At 60.6% G+C, this 21,387-nt stretch carries 19 protein-coding genes; 10 read left to right on the forward strand and 9 right to left on the reverse strand.

Annotated elements, in window-relative coordinates; genetic code table 11:
- The first annotated feature begins 420 nt into the window (after window positions 1-420).
- Window positions 421-858 (forward strand): metallopeptidase family protein, encoded by a 438-nt coding sequence (locus ACQY1K_RS16840; RefSeq protein WP_062462782.1) that lies wholly within the window; start codon window positions 421-423, stop codon window positions 856-858.
- 34 nt (window positions 859-892) lie between these two features.
- Here ACQY1K_RS16840 and ACQY1K_RS16845 read toward each other — a convergent pair whose 3' ends face one another.
- Window positions 893-1,099, reverse strand: a complete 207-nt coding sequence (locus ACQY1K_RS16845) for a DUF1737 domain-containing protein (RefSeq protein WP_184655584.1) — start codon at window positions 1,097-1,099, stop codon at window positions 893-895.
- The gene (locus tag ACQY1K_RS16850; protein WP_430257925.1) at window positions 1,096-1,971 is read right to left on the reverse strand and encodes an HpcH/HpaI aldolase/citrate lyase family protein; all 876 of its coding nucleotides are present in this window, start codon (window positions 1,969-1,971) and stop codon (window positions 1,096-1,098) included. Before ACQY1K_RS16850 ends, ACQY1K_RS16845 begins: the two co-directional genes overlap by 4 nt.
- Window positions 1,972-2,114: 143 nt before the next feature.
- Between ACQY1K_RS16850 and ACQY1K_RS16855 the strand changes: the two genes are divergently transcribed.
- From ACQY1K_RS16855 to leuB, 4 genes are all read left to right on the forward strand, one after another.
- Window positions 2,115-2,357, forward strand: coding sequence for a hypothetical protein (locus ACQY1K_RS16855; RefSeq protein WP_062462792.1), 243 nt, complete (start codon window positions 2,115-2,117; stop codon window positions 2,355-2,357).
- 126 nt (window positions 2,358-2,483) lie between these two features.
- The gene (gene leuD / locus ACQY1K_RS16860; RefSeq protein WP_092665112.1) at window positions 2,484-3,089 is read left to right on the forward strand and encodes a 3-isopropylmalate dehydratase small subunit; all 606 of its coding nucleotides are present in this window, start codon (window positions 2,484-2,486) and stop codon (window positions 3,087-3,089) included.
- Window positions 3,090-3,099: 10 nt separating this feature from the next.
- On the forward strand, window positions 3,100-3,489 hold the full coding sequence (locus ACQY1K_RS16865) for a RidA family protein (protein ID WP_430257927.1): 390 nt from the start codon (window positions 3,100-3,102) through the stop codon (window positions 3,487-3,489).
- 45 nt (window positions 3,490-3,534) lie between these two features.
- Window positions 3,535-4,644, forward strand: coding sequence for a 3-isopropylmalate dehydrogenase (gene leuB, locus ACQY1K_RS16870; RefSeq protein WP_174197295.1), 1,110 nt, complete (start codon window positions 3,535-3,537; stop codon window positions 4,642-4,644).
- Between the two features lie 80 nt (window positions 4,645-4,724).
- On the opposite strand, the gene ACQY1K_RS16875 is transcribed toward leuB, so the two are convergent.
- The 5 genes from ACQY1K_RS16875 to ACQY1K_RS16895 form a co-directional block, all read right to left on the reverse strand.
- On the reverse strand, window positions 4,725-6,440 hold the full coding sequence (locus tag ACQY1K_RS16875; protein WP_062462807.1) for an MFS transporter: 1,716 nt from the start codon (window positions 6,438-6,440) through the stop codon (window positions 4,725-4,727).
- A gap of 162 nt (window positions 6,441-6,602) precedes the next feature.
- The gene (locus tag ACQY1K_RS16880) at window positions 6,603-7,871 is read right to left on the reverse strand and encodes an FtsX-like permease family protein (RefSeq protein WP_430257928.1); all 1,269 of its coding nucleotides are present in this window, start codon (window positions 7,869-7,871) and stop codon (window positions 6,603-6,605) included.
- Window positions 7,868-8,557: an ABC transporter ATP-binding protein gene (locus tag ACQY1K_RS16885; RefSeq protein ID WP_430257929.1), complete on the reverse strand. Its 690-nt coding sequence runs from the start codon at window positions 8,555-8,557 to the stop codon at window positions 7,868-7,870. The genes ACQY1K_RS16880 and ACQY1K_RS16885 overlap by 4 nt, the downstream gene beginning before the upstream one ends.
- Before the next feature lie 4 nt (window positions 8,558-8,561).
- The gene (locus ACQY1K_RS16890) at window positions 8,562-8,999 is read right to left on the reverse strand and encodes a hypothetical protein (RefSeq protein ID WP_430259059.1); all 438 of its coding nucleotides are present in this window, start codon (window positions 8,997-8,999) and stop codon (window positions 8,562-8,564) included.
- A gap of 174 nt (window positions 9,000-9,173) precedes the next feature.
- Entirely contained in the window at window positions 9,174-10,937 is a 1,764-nt protein-coding gene (locus tag ACQY1K_RS16895) for an alkaline phosphatase (RefSeq protein ID WP_430257930.1), read from the reverse strand.
- Window positions 10,938-11,024: 87 nt separating this feature from the next.
- Between ACQY1K_RS16895 and ACQY1K_RS16900 the strand changes: the two genes are divergently transcribed.
- From ACQY1K_RS16900 to ACQY1K_RS16910, 3 genes are all read left to right on the forward strand, one after another.
- On the forward strand, window positions 11,025-11,219 hold the full coding sequence (locus ACQY1K_RS16900; RefSeq protein ID WP_430257931.1) for a hypothetical protein: 195 nt from the start codon (window positions 11,025-11,027) through the stop codon (window positions 11,217-11,219).
- A 114-nt stretch (window positions 11,220-11,333) separates the two neighbouring features.
- Window positions 11,334-12,368, forward strand: a complete 1,035-nt coding sequence (locus ACQY1K_RS16905) for an aspartate-semialdehyde dehydrogenase (protein WP_062577062.1) — start codon at window positions 11,334-11,336, stop codon at window positions 12,366-12,368.
- Between the two features lie 202 nt (window positions 12,369-12,570).
- On the forward strand, window positions 12,571-13,383 hold the full coding sequence (locus ACQY1K_RS16910; protein ID WP_062462825.1) for a lytic murein transglycosylase: 813 nt from the start codon (window positions 12,571-12,573) through the stop codon (window positions 13,381-13,383).
- A 21-nt stretch (window positions 13,384-13,404) separates the two neighbouring features.
- On the opposite strand, the gene ACQY1K_RS16915 is transcribed toward ACQY1K_RS16910, so the two are convergent.
- Together ACQY1K_RS16915 and pdxY are read right to left on the reverse strand one after the other, a co-directional pair.
- A complete protein-coding gene (locus ACQY1K_RS16915; RefSeq protein WP_062462828.1) occupies window positions 13,405-14,079 on the reverse strand; it encodes a carbonic anhydrase in 675 nt (224 codons plus the stop codon).
- A gap of 68 nt (window positions 14,080-14,147) precedes the next feature.
- A complete protein-coding gene (pdxY, locus tag ACQY1K_RS16920; RefSeq protein ID WP_175487304.1) occupies window positions 14,148-15,020 on the reverse strand; it encodes a pyridoxal kinase PdxY in 873 nt (290 codons plus the stop codon).
- 176 nt (window positions 15,021-15,196) lie between these two features.
- On the opposite strand from pdxY, the gene ACQY1K_RS16925 reads away from it, so the two are divergent.
- Complete coding sequence (locus tag ACQY1K_RS16925; RefSeq protein ID WP_430257932.1) at window positions 15,197-19,960, forward strand: NAD-glutamate dehydrogenase; 4,764 nt, start codon at window positions 15,197-15,199, stop codon at window positions 19,958-19,960.
- Between the two features lie 25 nt (window positions 19,961-19,985).
- Window positions 19,986-21,374: an MFS transporter gene (locus ACQY1K_RS16930; protein WP_092665133.1), complete on the forward strand. Its 1,389-nt coding sequence runs from the start codon at window positions 19,986-19,988 to the stop codon at window positions 21,372-21,374.
- Window positions 21,375-21,387: the final 13 nt, after the last annotated feature.

Consider the following 21,387-nt stretch of genomic DNA (forward strand, 5'->3'; position numbering starts at 1 on the left):
ATGGCGGGAAGACCGCCAGTCCATACCCCAGCGGCGGCGCGCGATTCTGTCGGTTGACAGACGCGGGAACACGAGTGTCAGAATACGCCTCTGTCGATGCGCCAGAGGGGATCGAAAACAGGCGGTCATGCGGGTTCCAATCCAGACCAGACGCGAGCATCAGGAGCAAGCTCGCCGACCGCTTTCCGTTTCCGAGATCGGCTTGCGCAGGGCAAAAGTCTCTCCCGCGCCCAGGCACCTTTGGCCATGGCGTTAACTCCATCGATAATGTTCGCTTTATGTTCTTATGGATTCCAGACACGTGGCAAAGAGTCAACAGCTCCCGATCAGGAATCTTTTCCTCTAAAAGCTATCGCAATGATTCTTTTCTCGAAATAGCTGCTTCAGGTATTATATGTGCCTGAGTTGGAAGGAGATCCCATGGCCCGCATTGACCAGACCGATGATTGGCAGGATCGCCATGCGCCGACGATCAGCACGTTCGAGTCGCTGGCATTAGAAGCCTACAGCCACCTTCCGGACGAATTCCGCAAACTTACAACGAACCTCACCATTGAGGTCGAAGAATTTCCGGACGACGACGTTTTCGAAGACATGGCGCTGGAAACGCCGTTCGACCTTCTGGGCCTGTTCGAAGGACGTGGCATTTCGGAACGGTTTACGGTCGAAACCGGCGAACTGCCCAATCGCATCCGGCTCTATCGCCGGCCTATCCTCGATTACTGGGCGGAGAATGAGGAAACGCTGGGCGATATCATCACCCACGTCCTTATCCACGAGATCGGCCATCACTTCGGCCTGAGTGACGACGACATGGAGCGCATCGAGGCGAGCGCCGAGGAAGCAAGCCAGCGCTGATCCAGCGCTGGCAGACACACCTCGGCCTAGCTTTTTACTGCTCGCCGAGCTTCATCTCGGGGCTGTATTCCTTGCCTTCGACGGTCTTCATCACGGCCTGGCCGCAATGCATCTCGCCCGTCTTGCCGTTGAAGGCGTAGCTTGGCGAACCGGAGAGTTCCCAGCCCTTGTTCAGCGCCGCCGTCACCCGGTGACAAAAGGCGGCATCGTCAGGACCGGTGATGAAACGATATACTTTCATGGCTTTCTCTTTCTGTTGGCGATGACCGCCGCGCTGGCCACGAGCTTTTCCGCATCTTCGAGATGCAGACGCTCGACCATGCGGCCGTCGAGGTTGATGACGTTGAGCGTTTCGGCTCCCGGCTGACGGAAGGCCTCGATGGTGGCGCGTGCCTCCCCAAGGGCATCTTCGTCTGGACCGAAATGACGGTTGGCCGCGTCGATCTGCGCCGGATGGATCAGCATCTTGCCTGAAAATCCCATGGCGCGGCCCTGGGCGCACTCGGCTTCGAACGCGGCTTCGTCCTTGAAATCGTTAAACACGCTGTCGATCACATCGACACCATAGGCCCTGCCCGCCAGCACGACCTGCATCAACCAGGGTATGAGATTGGCCCGCCCCGCTTGCGGCAAAACACCCGTTGCCTTGCGAAGATCGTTGAGCCCCACGACGAGGCATTTGATCCGTCCGCCCACGCTCGAGATTTCGGCGGCGTTGAGGACGCCGAGCGGCGTTTCGATCATCGCCCAGATAGAGACCCTCTCCGGCACGCCCGCCTGAGAAAGGCGCTCGGCGATCACCCGGACGTCGTCCGCATGCTCAACCTTGGGAATGACCACCGCATCCGGCAGAAGTTCGACGATGAGATCGAGATCTGCTGGACCAAATTCGCTTGTGAGCGGATTGATCCGGATGGCGGTCTCGAGATCATCGGAATTCAGCTTGGCAAAGCTTCTGCGGAGGTTATCCCGCGCTTCCGCCTTCTGCCGGGAGGCCACGGAATCCTCCAGATCGAAAATCACGCCGTCGCAGTCGAGTTGCGGGATTTTCGAAAGCGCACGGGTGTTGCTCGCGGGAACGCTCAGGAGCGAGCGCAGGATCAAAGCGGCCATCGCTTCGGGACCATGTAATCATTGGGAAAAGTCATAACGTGGTTGTGACAAGCTTTTTGGCCCTCGGCAAGACAGGAGGTCGTGAAACCACTTGTAAGCGGGGCCGGCCGGTCCCACATTTCAGACGTTGAAAGGTATGATCCATGCAAAACATTCGTGCATTTTTCGTCGTCGCCTCAGCTATTGCGGTGCTTGCCATGGCGGCGCTGTTTACAGCGTCTCTGACCGTCGCATTTGCCGGCATTCTCGTCCTTCTTTCAATTGGTAGGGCGATCTCGACCAGGTTGAACCCTGTACCCGTGCGAGCGAAATCGTTCGGACCAAAGCCGGCCAGCCGCGATATCCGTGTGTGGAACGACGGCCGCGGTACCATCATCGACCTCTAGCGTCATCATGTTCGCTCCGCCTGCGCGCTCTGGCGCAGCGGAGTACCGGTTGAAGGCATAATGCCCTTCAAATCGGCGGCAAATTGCTTTATTTGGCCTTCACGACAACTCCCTTGGAGGCAGATCATGGACAAGTTCACGCAGCTCACCGGCGTCGCAGCGCCGCTTCCGGTCGTCAACATCGACACCGACATGATCATTCCCAAGGACTACCTGAAGACGATCAAGCGAACCGGTCTCGGCAAGGGATTGTTTGCGGAATCCCGCTACAATCAGGATGGGTCAGAAAACCCGGATTTCATCCTGAACAAGCCTGCCTATCGCCACTCAAAGATCCTGGTGGCCGGCGACAATTTCGGCTGCGGCTCGTCGCGTGAGCACGCGCCTTGGGCACTTCTCGATTTCGGCATCCGTTGCGTGATCTCGACCAGCTTTGCCGATATTTTCTACAATAACTGTTTCAAGAACGGCATCCTGCCGATCATCGTATCTCCGGAAGATCTCGAAAAGCTGCTCGATGATGCGGATCGTGGCTCCAATGCCGTCATTTCGATCGATCTCGAAGCACAGAAGATCACCGGCCCGGATGGCGGCTCGCTGCATTTCGACATCGACCCCGGCCGCCGCCAGATCCTTCTCGAAGGTCTCGACGATATTGCATCGACGCTGAAGAGCGACGCCGTGATCTCGAGTTTCGAGGACAAGAACAGCACGGACCGCCCCTGGCTCTGAGGGTTATCAGATGGTCACGCATATCTCCTCCGGATCACCGTTCGAAGCGCGGATCGGCTATTCCCGCGCAGTTGTTGACCGTGACATGGTCTATGTCTCTGGCACGACGGGCTATGACTATGCCCTGATGGTGATGCCTGACGATGTCGCTGACCAGACCCGCAACGCGCTCGCCACTATCGCAAAAGCGCTTGGCGAAGCCGGCAGCAGCCTGAAGGACGTGGTCCGCGTACGCTATTATCTTGTCGACATGGCCGACTACGATGCCGTGGTCGAGGTGGTCGGATCGGCATTTGCCCAGATTCGGCCGGCAGCGACCATGATCGTCTGCTGCCTCACCACCCCTGAAATGAAAATCGAGATCGAAGTGACCGCCCGCATCGGTGCCGGCGCTTCCTGAAACAGCTGCCCAACCGTCGCCTGAACAATCAAGGACATCTGCACAATGGCAAAACACCTTTTCCTGCTTCCCGGTGATGGCATCGGTCCGGAGGCCATGGGCGAAGTGCGCAAGATCATCGCCCATATGAACGACGCCATGAGTGCCGATTTCGTCACCGACGAAGGCCTGGTTGGCGGCTGCGCCTATGATGCGCATGGTGCCGCCATTTCCGACGCGGATATGGAAAAGGCGATGACGGCCGATGCCGTCCTGTTCGGCGCCGTCGGTGGTCCGAAATGGGATAGTGTGCCCTATGAGGTTCGCCCGGAAGCCGGCCTGCTGCGTCTGCGCAAGGATATGGAGCTTTTCGCAAATCTGCGCCCGGCCATCTGCTATCCGGCGCTTGCCGCCGCCTCCTCGCTGAAACCCGAACTGGTGGACGGGCTCGACATCCTGATCATCCGCGAACTCACAGGCGGCGTCTATTTCGGAGAGCCGAAGGAAATCATCGATCTCGGCAACGGCCAGAAGCGCGGCATCGACACCCAGATCTACGACACCTACGAGATCGAACGCATCGCAGGCGTTGCCTTCGAACTGGCGCGCACCCGCAAGAATGCCGTTTGCTCCATGGAAAAGCGCAACGTCATGAAGTCGGGCGTGCTGTGGAACCAGGTCGTCACCGAAATCCACAAGGCAAAATATTCCGATGTGAAGCTGGACCACATGCTGGCCGATGCCGGCGGCATGCAACTGGTTCGCGCGCCGAAACAGTTCGACGTCATCGTCACCGACAACCTGTTCGGCGACATGCTGTCTGATGTTGCGGCCATGCTGACGGGTTCGCTCGGCATGCTGCCGTCCGCTTCCCTCGGCGCACCCGATGGCAAGACCGGCAAGCGCAAGGCGCTGTACGAGCCGGTCCATGGTTCGGCACCGGATATTGCCGGCAAGGGCATTGCCAACCCGATCGCCATGATCGCGTCCTTTGCCATGTGTCTTCGCTATTCCTTCAACATGATCACTGAAGCCGACAACCTGGAAAAGGCGATCGCCAACGTTCTCGACCAGGGCATCCGCACCGGCGACATCATGGCCGACGGCTGCCGCCAAGTCGGCACCGGCGACATGGGCGACGCCATCCTCAAGGAATTTGCCGGCCTCTCGGCCTGAGGCATCCCGCGAGGGGACCACTGCCCTGAAACGAAAAAGGGCCCGGCGTTTCCGCCGGGCCCTTCTTTTTTGCTGACTGATCAGTCGTTAAGATCGATATTGCGCCGGTCCTTCACGAAGACCGCGCCGATGATGATCGTGAGAACGGCAAAGCCGACCGGATACCAGAGGCCGGCATAGATATCCCCGGTCGAGGCAACGATCGCGAAGGAGGTGGCCGGCAGCAGCCCGCCGAACCAGCCGTTGCCGATGTGATACGGCAGCGACATGGCGGTATAGCGGATGCGTGTCGGGAAAAACTCCACCAGCGCCGCGGCGATCGGGCCGTAGACGATCGTCACATAGACGACCATGACCCAGAGAATGGCGATGACCGTCAAAGCCTGGGCATTGCCGAACACCGCGAAGAAGCCATCCACACGCACCTTGGCAGCATCGTTGGCGGCAGGGTAGCCGGCTGCCACGCTGGCCGGGCCGAGACGCTGGGCGAAGGTTTCGGTCTTGCCGTCCGGCAACGTCACATTGGCAACGGGAACGTCCGTGCCCGCCACGCTGACCGTGGTTGGCGCACCGGCGGCTGCTGGCACCAGCGTGTAGGTAAACGCCTGCTGCGACAGCGTGCGTCTCGCGACGTCGCAGGGCTGCGTGAAGGTCCTGATACCAACCGGGTCGAACAGGGATCCGCATGTCGCCGGATCCGCCGAAACCTGGATCTGGACGTTTTTGATCGCTGCCGCGTAGGTCGGATTGGCGGTATTGGTCAACGCGTGGAACAGCGGGAAGTACGTGACCGCTGCGAGCGCGCAGCCTGCCAGAATGACCCATTTGCGGCCCACGCGGTCAGACAGCGCACCGAAGACGAGGAAGAATGGTGTGCCGAGAAGAAGCGACCAGGCAATCAGTACGTTCGCCGTCAGAAGGTCGACTTTCAGGATGCTCTGCAGGAAGAACAGCGCGTAGAACTGGCCGGTATACCAGACGACGGCCTGGCCGACGACAAGGCCGAACAGTGCTATCAGCACGATCTTGCCGTTCTTCCAGGTGCCGAAGGCTTCCGTCAGAGGTGCCTTCGAACGGGTGCCTTCTTCCTTCATCTTCTGGAAGACGGGAGACTCGTTCATCTGCAAGCGGATGTAGATGGAGACGGCAAGCAGCAGTGCCGATCCGAGGAACGGAATGCGCCAGCCGCCCAGCAGACCGAATATGACCGGATAGCTGGTGGCGAAGGCTTCTTCACCCATGTTGACGCGCAGCGTCACGATGACGGCGAGCGACAGCAACAGGCCAAGCGTCGCCGTCGTCTGAATCCAGGCCGTGTAAAATCCGCGGCGACCGGGCGGGGCGTGCTCCGCCACATAGACAGCAGCACCACCGTATTCGCCACCGAGCGCCAGGCCCTGCAACATGCGCAGCGCGATGAGAAGGATGGGCGCCGTTGCACCAATCTGCTCGTAGCTCGGCAGAAGACCGACAAAGAATGTCGATAGGCCCATGATCACGATCGTGACCAGGAAGGTATATTTGCGTCCGACAAGATCGCCGAGCCGTCCGAAGACCAGTGCGCCGAAGGGGCGGACGAGAAAGCCTGCAGCAAAGGCCAGCAGTGCAAAGATGGCCTGCGTGGCGGGCGGAAACGCCGAAAAGAACTGCCGGCCGATGATGACGGCAAGCGTTCCGTAGAGATAGAAATCATACCATTCGAAAATGGTACCCAGCGACGAGGCGAAGATGACCTTCTTTTCCTCGCGCGTCATGGGGCTAGCCTTCGTCCGGGCTGCCGTTGCGACGTGTGCCATTGTCGTCCTCCCAACAAGATGAACTCCGTGCCTTCCTGTCCGGCCATTCTCCTCCTCGGCCAGACAGGTTAGCGCAATCGTTGCAGAGTGACAGAATTTGGCACGCCGGATGAGACATGCTTTCGGCTTATGACTTTCGTCTAATGACGTAGCTCGGAATGGTCAGGAGCGAAGCGCCTGGGCGGGCGACTGCCGATAGGCAAGAAGTGCCGGCACGGCCGAAAGGACCGCTGCAAAGCCCAGCAGAAAAAGTGCCAGACGTACGTCGTCTCTCGTGAACCCGACCGGCAGGATGACCCCGCTTTTCGCGGTAAACAGATGGGCGCCGAACTGCGCCGCCAGTAGCCCGCAGACGAAGCCGAGCCCGATGCCAAGCGCAACCAGGAGAAGAAGCTCCAGCCACACGATGAGGAACACGGCGACGCGCGGTGCCCCGAACGCGCGCAGCGCGCCGATCTGCCGGCGCCTCTGCCCCACATGGATCACCGTCACCAGCACCAGTGCTGCCGCGACAAGAGCCTGAGATCCCGCAGCGACCGCACTCAACACCATTTTCGCATCGCCAAGCGTCGCATAAAGGCCGGTCAGCACCTCGCCGGGAAAGACCGCCACCGTGCCATTGCCGCGATAGGCCTGACGCAGGCGATAGGCATCGGCAATCGACTTCGGTTTGACCAGAATCGCTGGAAGGCCGGGGGTATCAGCCGCGAAATCCTCAACGATCGGCGCATCCGGATCGATGCCGCCGTGATGATGGTCTTCGTCATGGGTGGTAGAGGCGACAGATGCCGCAGGCTCCGTGCTTGCGTCCTCGTGCTCATGCTCAGCGCCTAAACCATGAACGTGCCATACGGCCTGGATCGGCACGAGAATGGCGCGGTCCCATGGCGTGCCGGTCGGTTTCAGCTTGCCCACGACCTTGTATGCGATGTCCGTATGGGTTGGACCACCAGTTTCGGCTGTTCCATGCATCGGCTTGACGACGGCGCCGATCGGGAGAGAGACGGAAGCGCCGAGAACCGCCTCGCCTTCCGCGGCAAACATGCGGCCCTCGCCAAAGCCCGGCGTGGTGCTGGTGACAAGCGTGGTCGTCGTTCCAACGATCGGATAGCCGGCAAAGGAATCGCCGAACCCAACGGGAGCTGCCCACGCGACCCTTGGGTCGGCCGCCAGCTTTGCCAGCACGCTTCCATCGACCAGTGGCAGCGGTGCGGGCTGGAGAAAGATCGAGGAAAGGATGAGCTGCGTCTCGCTGCCGGAGGCGCCGATCACCAGATCGAACTTGTCCGCAGCACGCGCACTGCCGAGACGCAGCGACCGTTCCTGCAGGGTCACGGCAACGCCGAGCGCGGTCGCTAAGGCAACGAGTAGCACCACGACGGCGCAGCCCAGCCAGAGACGCCGCAGGTCGGCGACGATAAAACCGATCATGCAGCGATCTCCCCGACGGTCTCATCGCCGACGATGCACCCGCCCCCGAGCACGATACGCCGGTTGAGGCGTTCGATCATGCGCTGGTCGTGGGTGGCTATAACAAGCGTGCTGCCGGCACCGGCCGCGACCGACAAAAGCAGATCCCCGACCGCCTCGCCGTTTTCGAGATCGAGGCTTGCCGTCGGCTCATCGGCGATGATGATACCCGGCTTGCGCAGCAACGCCCGGGCGATCGCCACCCGCTGCATCTCACCGCGCGACATGGTCTCGACGGACTGACCGGGTCGCTTCAACCCCACGGTCTCGATCAGCTCATGCGCTCTTTCCACCAGATTCGGGGTCGAGACCCGCGAAAGCCGTGCCGGCAGCAGCACGTTATCCAGCGCCGAAAGACCCGCAAAGAGATGGAAATCCTGCATCACCAGGCCGACATTTTCGGCCCGCCAAAGGTCTCGCCGGCCTTCCGACAGTCTGGCAATATCCTGCCCACCCCAGATGACCTCACCGGTGCGAACACGCTCAAGCCCCGCAATGATATTGAGAAGCGTGCTCTTGCCCGATCCCGACCCGCCCGTCAGCGCAACGCGGCTGCCGGCGGCGATCTCGAGGGCATCGATGGAAAGAACCGGCGTCGCCAGACCAGGAAACGAGACGGCGAGGGATTGCACCTTTAGAGGCATCATGTCTTCAGACCATACCGTATTCCGCCTGTCGGATCCTGAGCAGGCTTACGAAGCCGGTGTCCGGATCGGTCCACGAGCCCATCTCGAGCGTGCCGCGCACCTCGATCGTCTGGCTTGGTTGGGTGAATGTCTGCTTCTCATCGAGATAGACAACGACGATATTGTCCGGCCAGTCCGCATCGGTGGAGCAGAACGGGCAGATCGACATCGGCACTTCGGTCAGAACAAAGAACGAGGCTTCCGCCTTCAGCGGTGGCGCCATGAAACCGCGCATGGCGATCTCCTGGCCGTTCAGCCGCTTGACCTTGTCGGAAAATTCCAGCCCGAGAACGCTGACCTTGCCATAGAGCTCGTCGAAGGAAAGCCCGTTTTCCGCTCGGGCTATTGCTCCTGATATCAGCAGCGGCAGGCCGGCAATGATGCCGAGCGAGGTCTTGAGCATCTGGCGACGATCGACCATCTCGAGCGCTCGCATGATCACTTTCCCTTGACGAGCGCCGTCATCATCCTGCAGCTGAGGCATATCTTCAAGTCCCGCGATATCTCATTGGACAGGGGGGCATGCCACAGGACATGCCCCCTCTTTCATTCTTGTCTTTCAGGCCGGTTGGTCTGATTAGTTGGTCTGCTTGGCGCCCAGCGCGAAAGTTTCCGCGAGAACCTTGTAGACGTCGCTCTGCTCCATGTAACCGCGGAAGCCTTCCGAACCCGGGCCGGCAGCCTGAAGCACGACATCGTCAACCGCATGGACGCCGCTGTCGGCGCTCTTCGGGATGATGCCGGTCACGAGAACAGCACCCGGGACATCCTTGTAGGCTTCGTTGGCGACATATTCCTTCTTCTCGTTCTGGATGGCGGGAACGAAGGGATTGTCGAGCTTCGGACGGAATGTCTCGTAATGATCAGGGCCGTTATTGGCGTTCAGGAACAGTCGCTTGGTAACATCGACCTTGTCAGGATAACCGTCCTTGTTCTCGTCCATATAGTTCGGGAAGCCTGCCTCGGCATAGGTCCCGACCTTTTCGCGCATGTCGTCGCCCGGCTTTTCATCGTTGACCGTACCGATGATCGAAACACCGTGGGTATGATCGCCGGTGACGATGATCAGCGTGTCGGGGTTCTTGTCGGCAAATTCGCGGGCTGCGGCGATTGCCTTGTCGAATTCGATCGTATCGACGACGGCGCGGTCCCAGTCCAGCGGATGGGACATCTTGTCGATGTTGGCAGCTTCGACCATCAGGAAGAAGCCGTCCGGGTTCTTCGACAGCGTGTCGAGCGCAACCTTGGTCATGTCGACGAGGCCCGGCTGATCCGGGAACTTCGCCGTCGTGCCCTTTTTCAGGAATTCGCGGTCAAGCGTCGTGTCCATGTTGCCGGTGTGGAACAGGCCGAGGATCTTGCCGGTATTGGTGCCGGCGGCCGTTGCCAGTTCAGCCTTGCTGGTCGCAAGCATGTAGCCGGCGTCCTTGAACAGGGCGATATAGTCCTTGTCGTCCTTGCGCTTGGATCCGGGCGTCGCCTGGGGCAGGAAGTAGGCGGAACCGCCGCCGAGCAGGACGTCCGGCTTGACGTCGAACAGCATGCCGTTGATTTCCGCCTTGTCGCCGCGCTTGCGGGTATGGGCGACGACGGCTGCGGGTGTTGCGTCCTGAACTTCTGCGGTCGTGACGATGCCGATCGACTTCTTCGTCTGGCGGCGGACCGCCTCCGCGTATGTTTCAACCTTCGGATCGTCCATCGAGTCAGGCGTGCGGTCGGCATAGACGCCGATTGCGTTCACGGCTGTCTTGTGGCCGGTCATATAGGCCGACATCGTGTTGGCGCTGTCGGTGGCGACAGCGTCCGTCGCAGACGTCCCGATAAAGGCTGCCGGCGGGATGTCGTCCATCGCGAGACGACCGTTCGCCTTGCCTTCGGTCATGCCCTTGGCCATGATGCGAGCAGCGGTGCGATGCGCCACGGAAAGACCGTCACCGATCAGGAAGATCACGTTCTTGGCCTTTGGCTGCGCCGCGGTGCCGTAGACGTTCCAGGTCACGCTTTTGGTTTCCGAACCAGCAGACACCTCAACCTTGTAGTCGCCGGCATTCGCGATCGTCAGTGCGCGCAGCACGACGGCGGAACCGAGGACCTTGTCCTTGTTCTTCTCTTCTGCAACGAACTCGACATCCTTGCCGAACACAGACTTGTAGTCCTGGCCGTTGACGGTGATCTTGACGTCCTCAGGCTTCACGACCGAGCTGAACTCAACCTTGAAATCGAACGGCGAGCCGGTCAGGATCGTTGCACGATCGAGCGGAAAGACGTTTGCGGCGTGGGCGGCTTGCACGCCGCCGGAAAGAATTGTTGTGGCTGCAAAGGCAGCAAGAAGCATACGCATGGAAAACCCCCGTCGTTGCGTCGCATAGAGGTTCGGGGATAGCCCCATGCGATGACAGTGCAATGACAGAAACGTGATAACGCGCCGATGTCCAATCGCATCAACCTTGACTCTGCGGCAAAATCTTTTATGAGCAGCTTTGGAAAAGGAGTGTCCATGCTTCGCCGCGACTTTCGCTTTGCTGCGTGCTATGACCTGGCAGTATCTGCCGGGCGGCTGGATGTTGCCCTTTCGGTTTCTGACAAAACCACGGCCAAAACGACGACGAAAATTATCGTCTGACGTCTCTGGCCACCGCTCTCTCCCCGGTACGGCCGGGGACAAGGAACACCGCGTCGCGCGCGACACGGGCTTCCCCCTCAGAAAACCGAGGAGAGACAGAAAGAGAGCAAAGAAATGGGTTTCAAGATCGCAGTCGCCGGTGCAACCGGCAATGTCGGCAGGGAAATGCTGAACATTCTGGCGGAACGTGGTTTTCCGGCGGATGAAGTCGTCGCACTCGCCTCCGCCCGCAGCCAGGGAACGGAAGTTTCCTTCGGCGACAAGACGCTCAAGGTTTCCAACCTCGAGAACTACGATTTCTCCGATACCGACATCTGCCTGATGTCAGCCGGCGGCGATGCCTCCAAGAAGTGGTCGCCGAAGATCGGTGCGCAGGGCTGCGTCGTTATCGACAACTCGTCCGCCTGGCGCTACGATTCCGAAGTGCCGCTGATCGTTCCGGAAGTGAACCCCGATGCCATCGTCGGCTTCTCCAAGAAGAACATCATTGCCAATCCGAACTGCTCGACGGCCCAGCTCGTCGTCGCGCTGAAGCCGCTTCACGACTTTGCCAAGATCAAGCGCGTCGTCGTTTCCACCTACCAGTCGGTGTCCGGTGCCGGCAAGGAAGGCATGGACGAACTCTTCACCCAGACGCGCGCCGTGTTCGTGGCCGATCCGGTCGAATCGAAGAAGTTCACCAAGCGTATTGCCTTCAACGTCATCCCGCATATCGATAGCTTCATGGAAGACGGCTACACGAAGGAAGAGTGGAAGGTTCTGGCCGAGACCAAGAAGATGCTCGACCCGAAGATCCGTGTCACCTGCACGGCCGTTCGCGTTCCGGTCTTCATCGGCCACTCCGAATCCGTCAACATCGAGTTCGAAAACGAGATCACGGCCGATCAGGCCCGCGATATCCTGCGCGAAGCGCCGGGTTGCCTCGTGATCGACAAGCACGAAGACGGTGGCTACATCACGCCTCTCGAATGCGCCGGTGAAGATGCGACCTACATTTCGCGTATCCGCGAAGACGCAACCGTCGAAAACGGACTCAACATCTGGGTCGTCTCCGACAACCTGCGCAAGGGTGCCGCGCTGAACGCGATCCAGATCGCCGAACTTCTGGTCAATCGCGGTCTCATCAAGCCACGCAAGGTTGCTGCTTAATAAGTAACGTACTTTATTAAGCAAATCCGCTTAGAAAGCCCCGTCAGAAATGACGGGGTTTTTTCGATTCGTCTCTCTTCACGAACTATTCATGGGAAGATGAATTGCGATTATCCGCCACTGGGGTCATAAGGCCGAATATAGCGCAATTCTTCCGGAAGCTTTCGGCCAAGCAATCCGGACTTTCGACGGGTTTGACCGCATGATGAAGACTATTCTGGCAGGATTGATCGCAGCAGCAACGCTTGCAACCGCAGCCCCGGCCTTTGCCGCCGCCTGCGGCAATGATGGAGCCGGTTTCGACCGCTGGGTCGCCGATTTCAAGCAGCAGGCACCGTCCAAGGGTATCAGCCCTGCAGTTCTCGACCGTGCCTTTGCCAACGTCGTCTACAACCGCCCAACCATTCGCGCCGACCGCGGCCAGAAAAGCTTCAAGCTTTCCTTCGACGAGTTCATGAAGAAGCGCGGTGGCGCAACGATCATCTCGCGCGGCAAGTCCATGAAGAAATCCAACGCAGCGCTGTTCGCTTCGATCGAGCGCCGCTACGGCGTTCCGGCCGGCCCGATCCTGGCGATCTGGGGCATGGAAACCGGTTTCGGCAATTACATGGGCGACCAGCACACGCTGTCGGCCGTCGCAACGCTTTCCTATGACTGCCGCCGCTCGGCCTACTTTACCGAACAGCTGTACGCAGCCCTGCAACTCGTCGCCCGCGGTGATCTCAGCACCACTGCAAAGGGTGCGGCGCATGGCGAAATCGGCCAGACCCAGTTCCTGCCGCTCAACGTCATCCGCTACGGCGCTGATGGTGATGGCGACGGCCATATCGACATGGTCCGTTCGCGCGCCGATGCGCTGGCGTCGACCGCGAACTTCCTGAAGGGCCATGGCTGGCGCACCGGTGCCGGCTACCAGCAGGGCGAGCCGAATTTCGTCGCCATCCAGGGCTGGAACGCGGCAACCGTCTACCAGCAGGCGATCGCATACATGGGCGCCCAGATCGACGGCGGCTGAGCCGTTACACGGTTGAAATGATCAGGCCGGGCTCTGCTCGGCCTCGATCGCCGGTACACTGATGTCTGGCCGGGTGAAATCGCCCTTCTCGTTCATCACCCACAACTCGCCGGTCGAGATATCGAACCAGGCGCCGTGAATGTCGAGTTCTCCCTTTTCCGTGAGATTGCGGACGAAGGGGAAGGTCTGCAGATTGGCGATCGAATTGCGGATCGACACCCGTTCGAGCGCTGTCTGACGCTCGCTCTGGGTCATCAGGTCGTTGCTCTGGATCTGCGTGGCCGCAGGCCTGACCAAACCCATCCACTTGCCGATGAAATCCCCCTCCGACAGCGGCTTCATGGAAGCGTCGAGCGCTGCCTGGATACCGCCGCAGCGGCCGTGGCCCATGACGACGATATTGCGGATCTCGAGCACCTGCACCGCGTATTCGACCGCAGCCGATGTCCCGTGAAACTGGCTGTCGGGCTCGTAGCGCGGTACCATGTTGGCGACGTTGCGGACCACGAAGAGTTCTCCCGGACCGCAGTCGAAGATCGTCTCGGGCGCCGCGCGACTGTCGCAACAAGCAACCAGGAGCGTATGCGGCTTCTGGCCGGTATCGGCAAGCGCGCGATAGCGCTCCCGCTCGTCGCTGTAGCGACCACTCATGAAGTTACGGTAGCCCGAAAGCAGTTTTTCTGGAAATTCGCTCATGGCTCACGATTATCGTGCAGCCAGACGAGAATCAACGGCCATTGTGTGGATGGGCATGCTCTTTGAGCTTACGGCTTGCGCCTCTTAAGGGGATGCACGAGCCGGCGCATCTGGACCATCGCCATCGGCGTCGAGAGGCTGGCGGCATCCATTTCCAGCGTCAGTTCGTTGGCCCCGCGCTTTACCGAACGCGCCAGCACTTCGAACACGCTGGCAGTCGTTGTCTGCAGCGCTTTCTCTTCATCCATGCCGGACATGACGCGGGCGAGAAAAACCGCTGAGAGTAGGTCTCCGAGCCCGTTCGGGGCGTGGTCGATCAGCCGGTGTTCAGCCAGCAGCGCATGATTGCCGGTGAGATAGAGATTGCCGGTACTGCCGGTCATCATCGGCACCGCCGAGGTCACCAGCATCCGCGGCGGCCCGAGCGCGATTGCCGCCTCCATGATCGCATTGTTATCATCGAGCGGTGCACCCGAGAGCCAGGCAAGCTCGTATCGGTTCGGCGTGGCGATGGTGGCAAGCGGCAGAAGCTCGTCGCGGATTGCTTCGGCTGTCGGCTGCGGGATATAGAGCCCGCCGAGATCGCCCATCACGGGATCGCAGACATAGATAAGGTCCGGGTTGTTTCTCCGCAGCGCCTCGATCAGTCGTGCCACGGCGCGCGGCTGCGCGGCATTTCCGAAATACCCGGTCAGCACCGCCTTCACTTCGCCGAGCCATGGCGCCCGGATGAGATCGTCTATAGCCTTGTCGAAATCCGATTCGGGAAACGTCAGGCGCGTCGAAGGACCGTGCCCGGGATGCCAGGGCAGCACGACGGTCGGCATGGCCCAGACGGGATATCCCAGGGTCTCGAGCGCGAAGACGGCGGCCCGGTTACCGACCGAGCCACGGATCACATGGCTGGAAATGACGATGACCGCGCCTGAATTACCCTGCATGATGCTTGCTTTCGACGTTATCGAACCGTTGATCGGATCTCTGTGTCGGCATGTCAACAAGACGTGACACGCCTATGACAAATTCCAGCCGCAAGCACCGGTGAGACACCGCGGCAAAGCATAATGACATTGGCTGCGTTTTATCGCACGTTGAGAAAAAATTTAGGGAGAGACAGATGGCAGGCCGGCAAAACCCGAAGCGGGACAAGCAGATCGAGAAGGCGGGCAAGATTGCGGCCGCTTCCGGCATGGAGGACAATCTCGATCCCTTCCTGATCTTCAGCCGCGCCAGCAGTGACGATCTCGAAAACTACACCCCAGAAATGCTCGCCCTGTGCGCGGGACATGCCGCAAGACGGCTGAAAGCCTGGACGCGAATCAAGGCCGACATCACAATCGAAACCCTTGATGGTGTCGAGCCCGATGGAATGCCGGTTTCGATCATTACGGTGATTGATCGCAACATGCCGTTTCTGTTCGATTCGGTCATGGGTGAAGTGACGACGGCCTATCGCGACCTCACGATGGCCGTCCATCCGATCCTCGTCATCGAACCGGGCAAGCAGCCGACGCTTCACTCGAGCGAGCGACCCGGCGACCCGGCCCATCACGTCAGCCTGATCCAGATCCATGTGCCTCAGCTCAACGACGAGCAAGCCGACGGGCTGGTCGAGCGAATCCGCTTTGTTCTTAACCAGGTGCACCAGGCCATTACCGGCTGGTCCGCGATGCTCGGCGTTCTCAAAGACGCCCAGGCCCAACTCGTCAACGCGAAAAAAGGCAAGAAGGCCGATGCCGACGAGGCGTATGCTTTCCTCGACTGGCTCAGGAACGACAATTTCACCTTCCTCGGCATGCGCGAATACACCTATTCGGGCAAGGGCGCCGATGCCAAGGTGGAGCGCGGCAAGGGCAGGGGCCTCGGCATCCTGTCCGATCCGGATGTGCTCGTCCTGCGTCAGGGCAAGGATCAGGTCACGACGACGCCAGAAATCCTCGAATTTCTCGACGGCCCGGATTTCCTCATCGTCGCCAAGGCCAACGTCAAATCCGTCGTGCACCGTCGCGCCTATATGGATTACGTCGGGGTGAAGCGCTTCGATGAGAAGGGCAATGTGGTCGGCGAACTGCGCATCGTCGGCCTGTTCACCTCCACTGCCTATACCCAGTCCGTCCGCGACGTGCCGCTGCTGCGCGCAAAGATCGCCCGCATCGAGAAGAATTTCGGGTTCGATCCGGAAAGCCATTCGGGCCGGATGCTCGAAAACACGCTGGAATCCTACCCGCGCGACAACCTTTTTCAGATCGATCTCGATGTTCTCTCGAGCTTCTGCGAACAGATCATGGAGCTGAGCGAGCGGCCGCGCGTGCGCGTGCTGCCGCGTATCGACCATTTCGACCGTTTCGTCTCTGTTATCGTCTATGTGCCGCGCGAGGATTATAATTCGATCGTCCGCGAAAAGGTCGGCGCGTATCTCTGCGAAATCTTCGACGGCCACGTCTCGGCCTATTACCCGGCGTTTCCGGAAGCCCGCGTTGCCCGCGTCCACATGATCATCGGCCGCAGCGGCGGCAAGACGCCGCGTGTCGCGCAGGCAAAGCTCGAGGAGGCTGTGCGCCTTATCGCGACGCCGTGGGAAGACAGGTTCGCATTGCTTGCGGAAGACGGCCCCCGCCTTTCCGTCACCCGCGCTTTCCAGGAAGCGTTCTCTCCGGAAGAAACCTTTGCCGACCTGCCCGATATTGCCGCCTGCGCTGCCGGCGAGACCATCCGCATCGACTTCTACCGGCGCCCCGGTGACGATGCGAACACCGTTTCGCTAAAGATCTTCCACCGCGACCAGCATCTTTCCCTGTCGCGCCGCGTGCCGCTTCTCGAAAATCTCGGCTTTCACGTGGTCAGCGAGCAGACATTCGAAATCCACGCCGGCCCGCAGGCGGACCTCATCGTCCTGCACGACATGGAACTGCAGCTCGACGGTGCCCGCGAGATCGATCTTGCGCGTGAGGGACAGCGGCTCGAAGACGCATTCCTCAGGGCGTTCGAGGGACTGATCGACAATGACGGCTTCAACCGCCTCGTTCTGCTCGCCGGCCTTTCCGCCCGCGAAGTGACCGTGCTGCGCGCCTATGCGCGCTATCTGCGCCAGGCCGGCATCGTCTACTCGCAGACCTACATCGCCGATACGCTCAACAAGTATCCGGAAATCTCCGCCTTCGTCTTCCGCCTGTTCCGCGACGGGTTCGATCCGAAAATTGCCGAAAAGGCCCGTATCAGGAAGCTGACCGAGCTGCACGAGACGATCGAGCAAGCGCTCGGCAACGTACCGAACCTCGACGAGGACCGCACGCTTCGCCGCTTCGTCAACGCGATCGACGCAACGCTTCGCACCAACTATTTCCAGGTGGACGAGAACGGCGGCGCAAAGCCGATGTTGGCGTTCAAGCTTGATCCTGACATGCTCGACGGCCTGCCGGAACCGCGCCCGTACCGCGAGATCTTCGTCTACGGCACCGAAGTCGAAGGTGTTCACCTGCGCTTCGGCAAGGTCGCTAGAGGCGGCATCCGCTGGTCGGACCGCGGCGAGGATTATCGCACCGAGGTACTGGGCCTTGTGAAGGCACAGCAGGTGAAGAACGCCGTCATCGTTCCCGTCGGCGCAAAGGGCGGCTTCTTCCCGAAGATGCTTCCCTCCGCCGCTTCGCGCGACGCCTTCTTCAACGCCGGCAAGGAAGCCTACAAGACCTATATCCGCACGCTTCTGTCGGTTACCGACAACATCATCGACGGAGAAGTCGTCCCGCCCGAAAACACGCTGCGCATCGACGGGGACGATCCGTACTTCGTCGTCGCTGCCGACAAGGGAACGGCAACCTTCTCCGACACCGCCAATGGGCTGGCGCAGGAAGCCGGCTTCTGGCTGGATGATGCCTTCGCATCGGGCGGCTCTGCCGGCTATGACCACAAGAAGATGGGCATTACCGCCCGCGGCGCGTGGGAAGCGGTCAAGCGGCATTTCCGCGAAAAGGACATCGACATCCAGACGACGCCGTTCTCGGTCGCCGGTGTCGGCGACATGTCGGGCGACGTCTTCGGCAACGGCATGCTTCTGTCGGAAAAGATTCGCCTGATCGCCGCCTTCGACCATCGCGACATCTTTATCGATCCGGATCCGGATATCGAAAAATCCTTCACTGAGCGCAGCCGCATGTTCGCCCTTCCCCGCTCCAGCTGGCAGGATTACGACCGCTCGACGCTGTCTGAAGGTGCAATGATCATTTCGCGCACGGAAAAATCCGTCAAGCTGACCAAGCAGGCGGCAGCGGCAATCGGCCTCGACAAGTTGACGGCTTCGCCCTTCGAGATCCTGACGGCGATCCTGAAAAGCAAGGTCGACCTTCTCTGGTTCGGCGGCATCGGCACCTATATCAAGGCCGCATCCGAAACCGACACCGAAGTGGGCGACCGCGCCAACGATCCGATCCGCATCACGGCCGCAGAAGTGCGCGCCAGCGTCATCGGCGAGGGTGCCAATCTCGGCGTCACCCAGAAGGGCCGCATCGCCTATTCGCTGGCCGGTGGGCGCTGCAATTCCGACGCGATCGACAATTCCGCAGGCGTCAATTCGTCCGACGTCGAGGTCAATATCAAGATCGCGCTCAACCCGGCCATGCAGGACGGCAGGCTGACCCGCGCCAAGCGCAACACGCTGCTCGCCTCCATGACGGAAGACGTGGGGCATCTCGTTTTGCGCAACAACTACCTGCAGCCGCTCGCGATCTCGCTCGTCGAGCGGAAGGGTGCCGCCAATCGCGAGCAGCTCGCCCGCCTGATGTCGGTTCTCGAAAGCGAAGGGCGGCTGAACCGCAAGGTCGAAACGCTTCCCGACGATGTCGAACTTGCCGAGCGCTATGCCAGCGGCCGGCCGCTGACACGACCGGAGATCGGCGTGCTCGTCTCCTACTCGAAGATCGTCCTGTTCGACGCCCTGATCGACAGCACTATCCCAGACGACCCGTATTTCGCATCCGTGCTGAAAGCCTATTTCCCGGCGAAGATGCAGAAGGCTTATGCCGCCGATATTGCCGGCCACCGCCTGCACCGCGAAATCGTCGCGACGGCGCTTGCAAACGAAGCCATCAACCGCGGCGGGCCGGGCTTTATCCACATGATGAGCGACATGACGGGGGCCACCGCGGCCAATGTCGTGAAGGCACTCTTCCTCGTTCGCGATGGCTTCGACCTGGAGAATATCTGGGCCGAAATCGACCAGCTGGATGGCAAGATCTCGGGCCGGGTTCAGAATGATCTCTATGCCCAGGTTACCCGCATCATCGGCATCGGTACCTATCTCGCACTCCAGACGCAGATCGGCACGACGGAGCTGACCGAGGCCATCGCCAGGCTCAGGGCCGCAATCAAGGGGCTGCGCGCCACCGTGACCGACGATATCATCGCCGAAACGGGCCCGCTTGCGGCAGAACTGGAGGCCGAAGGGGCGCCGTCCGGTCTGGTGAAAGAGATACGCCTGCTATCGGCACTCGTCATCGTGCCGGAGATCATGCGGATTGCCGACCGGACCGGCGAAAGCATGGCGCGCGCCATCGAGAGCTATTTCGCCGTCACCGAGACGTTCCGCGTCAACCGGCTGATCGTGGCCGGCGAGCGGATTGGCACAAGCGACCATTACGAAAGCCTGGCACTGTCGCGCAGCCTGCAACAGCTCGCATCGGCCCGCCGTGACATCGTCATTGCCGTCTTGACCGAGCACCGCAAGGACAAGAAGCCGGTGGAAGCCTGGATCGCTGGCGATCGACTGCGCGTCAACCGCATCGGCGCCGAACTGATGAGCCTCAGCGAAAGCGGCGATCTGACGCTCTCGAAGATTTCCGTCGCCGCCGGTCTGCTGGGAGATCTGGCACACGCACGGTCGGCTTGAGGGCAGGGGCTTCGGGGAAAAGAAGATGGCCGAGACAGGACTTGACGAGGCGCCGGCTAAACCAGGCCGGCGCGGCATCTGGGGCTGGATGCTGTTCGACTGGGCGGCACAGCCGTTCTTCACGGTTGTCATCACCTTCATCTTCGGCCCGTATTTCGTCGCGCGCCTCACCGACGACCCGATCTCCGCCCAGACCACCTGGAGCAACATGGCGACGGCATCCTCCGTCGTCATCGCCATCCTGTCTCCAATCCTGGGCTCGATCGCCGATCAGTCGGGTGCCAGAAAACCATGGATCGCAAGCTTTGCACTGATCAAGGTCGCAAGCCTCGTCCTGCTGTGGCAGGCCGCTCCGGGCTCGCCGCTCACCCTGCCGGTTACCTGCATCATCCTTGCCTCGATCGCGGCGGAGTTTTCCATCGTCTTCAACGATTCCATGATGCCGCGCCTCGTATCCAAGGCCGATATCGGCAAGGTTTCGAACATCGCCTGGGGTCTGGGTTATCTCGGCGGCATGACCGTGCTGATCGCGGTTGTCGCGCTGCTTGCCGCCAATCCGGAAACGGGTCTGACGCTCCTCGGCATTCCGCCGCTCTTCGGGCTTGATCCGGCGCTCGGCGAGGACGCGCGCATCACCGGCCCGATCGCGGCGATCTGGTATCTTCTATTCATCCTGCCGATGTTCTTCTTCACGCCGGACGCCCCGAAAGGCCTGCCTCTCGCAAAGGCCGTCGGCTCCGGCTTCCGCGAACTTGCAGGCACTCTGCGTGAACTTAAGCATCGCCCCGACATCGTCCGCTTCCTGATTGCCCGCATGCTCTACCAGGATGGCGTCAACGGCCTCATCATTCTCGGCGGCACGTTTGCGGCGGCCATGTTCGGCTGGGCGACCATCGAGATCGGCATCTACGGCATCATCCTGAATGTCGTGGCGATCTTTGGCTGCATTGCGGCCGGGCATCTCGACCGGGTGCTCGGATCAAAGACGGTGGTGGTCACAAGTCTTGTCCTGCTGCTGATCGCAACCGTCGGCATCGTTTCCACCAGCCCGGGCGAGGTCTTCTTCGGCCTGATGCCGCTTTCCATGGAGGATTCAGGCGGTATGTTCGGCACCGCGGCGGAAAAGGCCTATATCCTGTTCGGGCTTCTGATCGGTGCCGCCTTCGGCCCCGTCCAGGCCTCGTCGCGTTCATACCTTGCCCGCAGCATCGATGTGTCGGAGGCCGGCCGCTATTTCGGCATTTATGCGCTGTCTGGACGCGCCACGAGCTTTCTCGCCACGCTGTCGTTTTCCATCGTTACCTATGCAACGGGCTCTGCCCATCTCGGCATGGCGACGCTGACAGTCTTTCTCGGCACCGGCCTGATCCTGCTTCTGACCGTGCCCTATCCGGCCGACAGATCGGCCGGATAGAAGGTTCTCAACC

It is taken from the genome of Neorhizobium sp. IRS_2294 (genome assembly GCF_050500145.1).
In the GTDB taxonomy this organism is placed as follows: domain Bacteria; phylum Pseudomonadota; class Alphaproteobacteria; order Rhizobiales; family Rhizobiaceae; genus Neorhizobium; species Neorhizobium soli.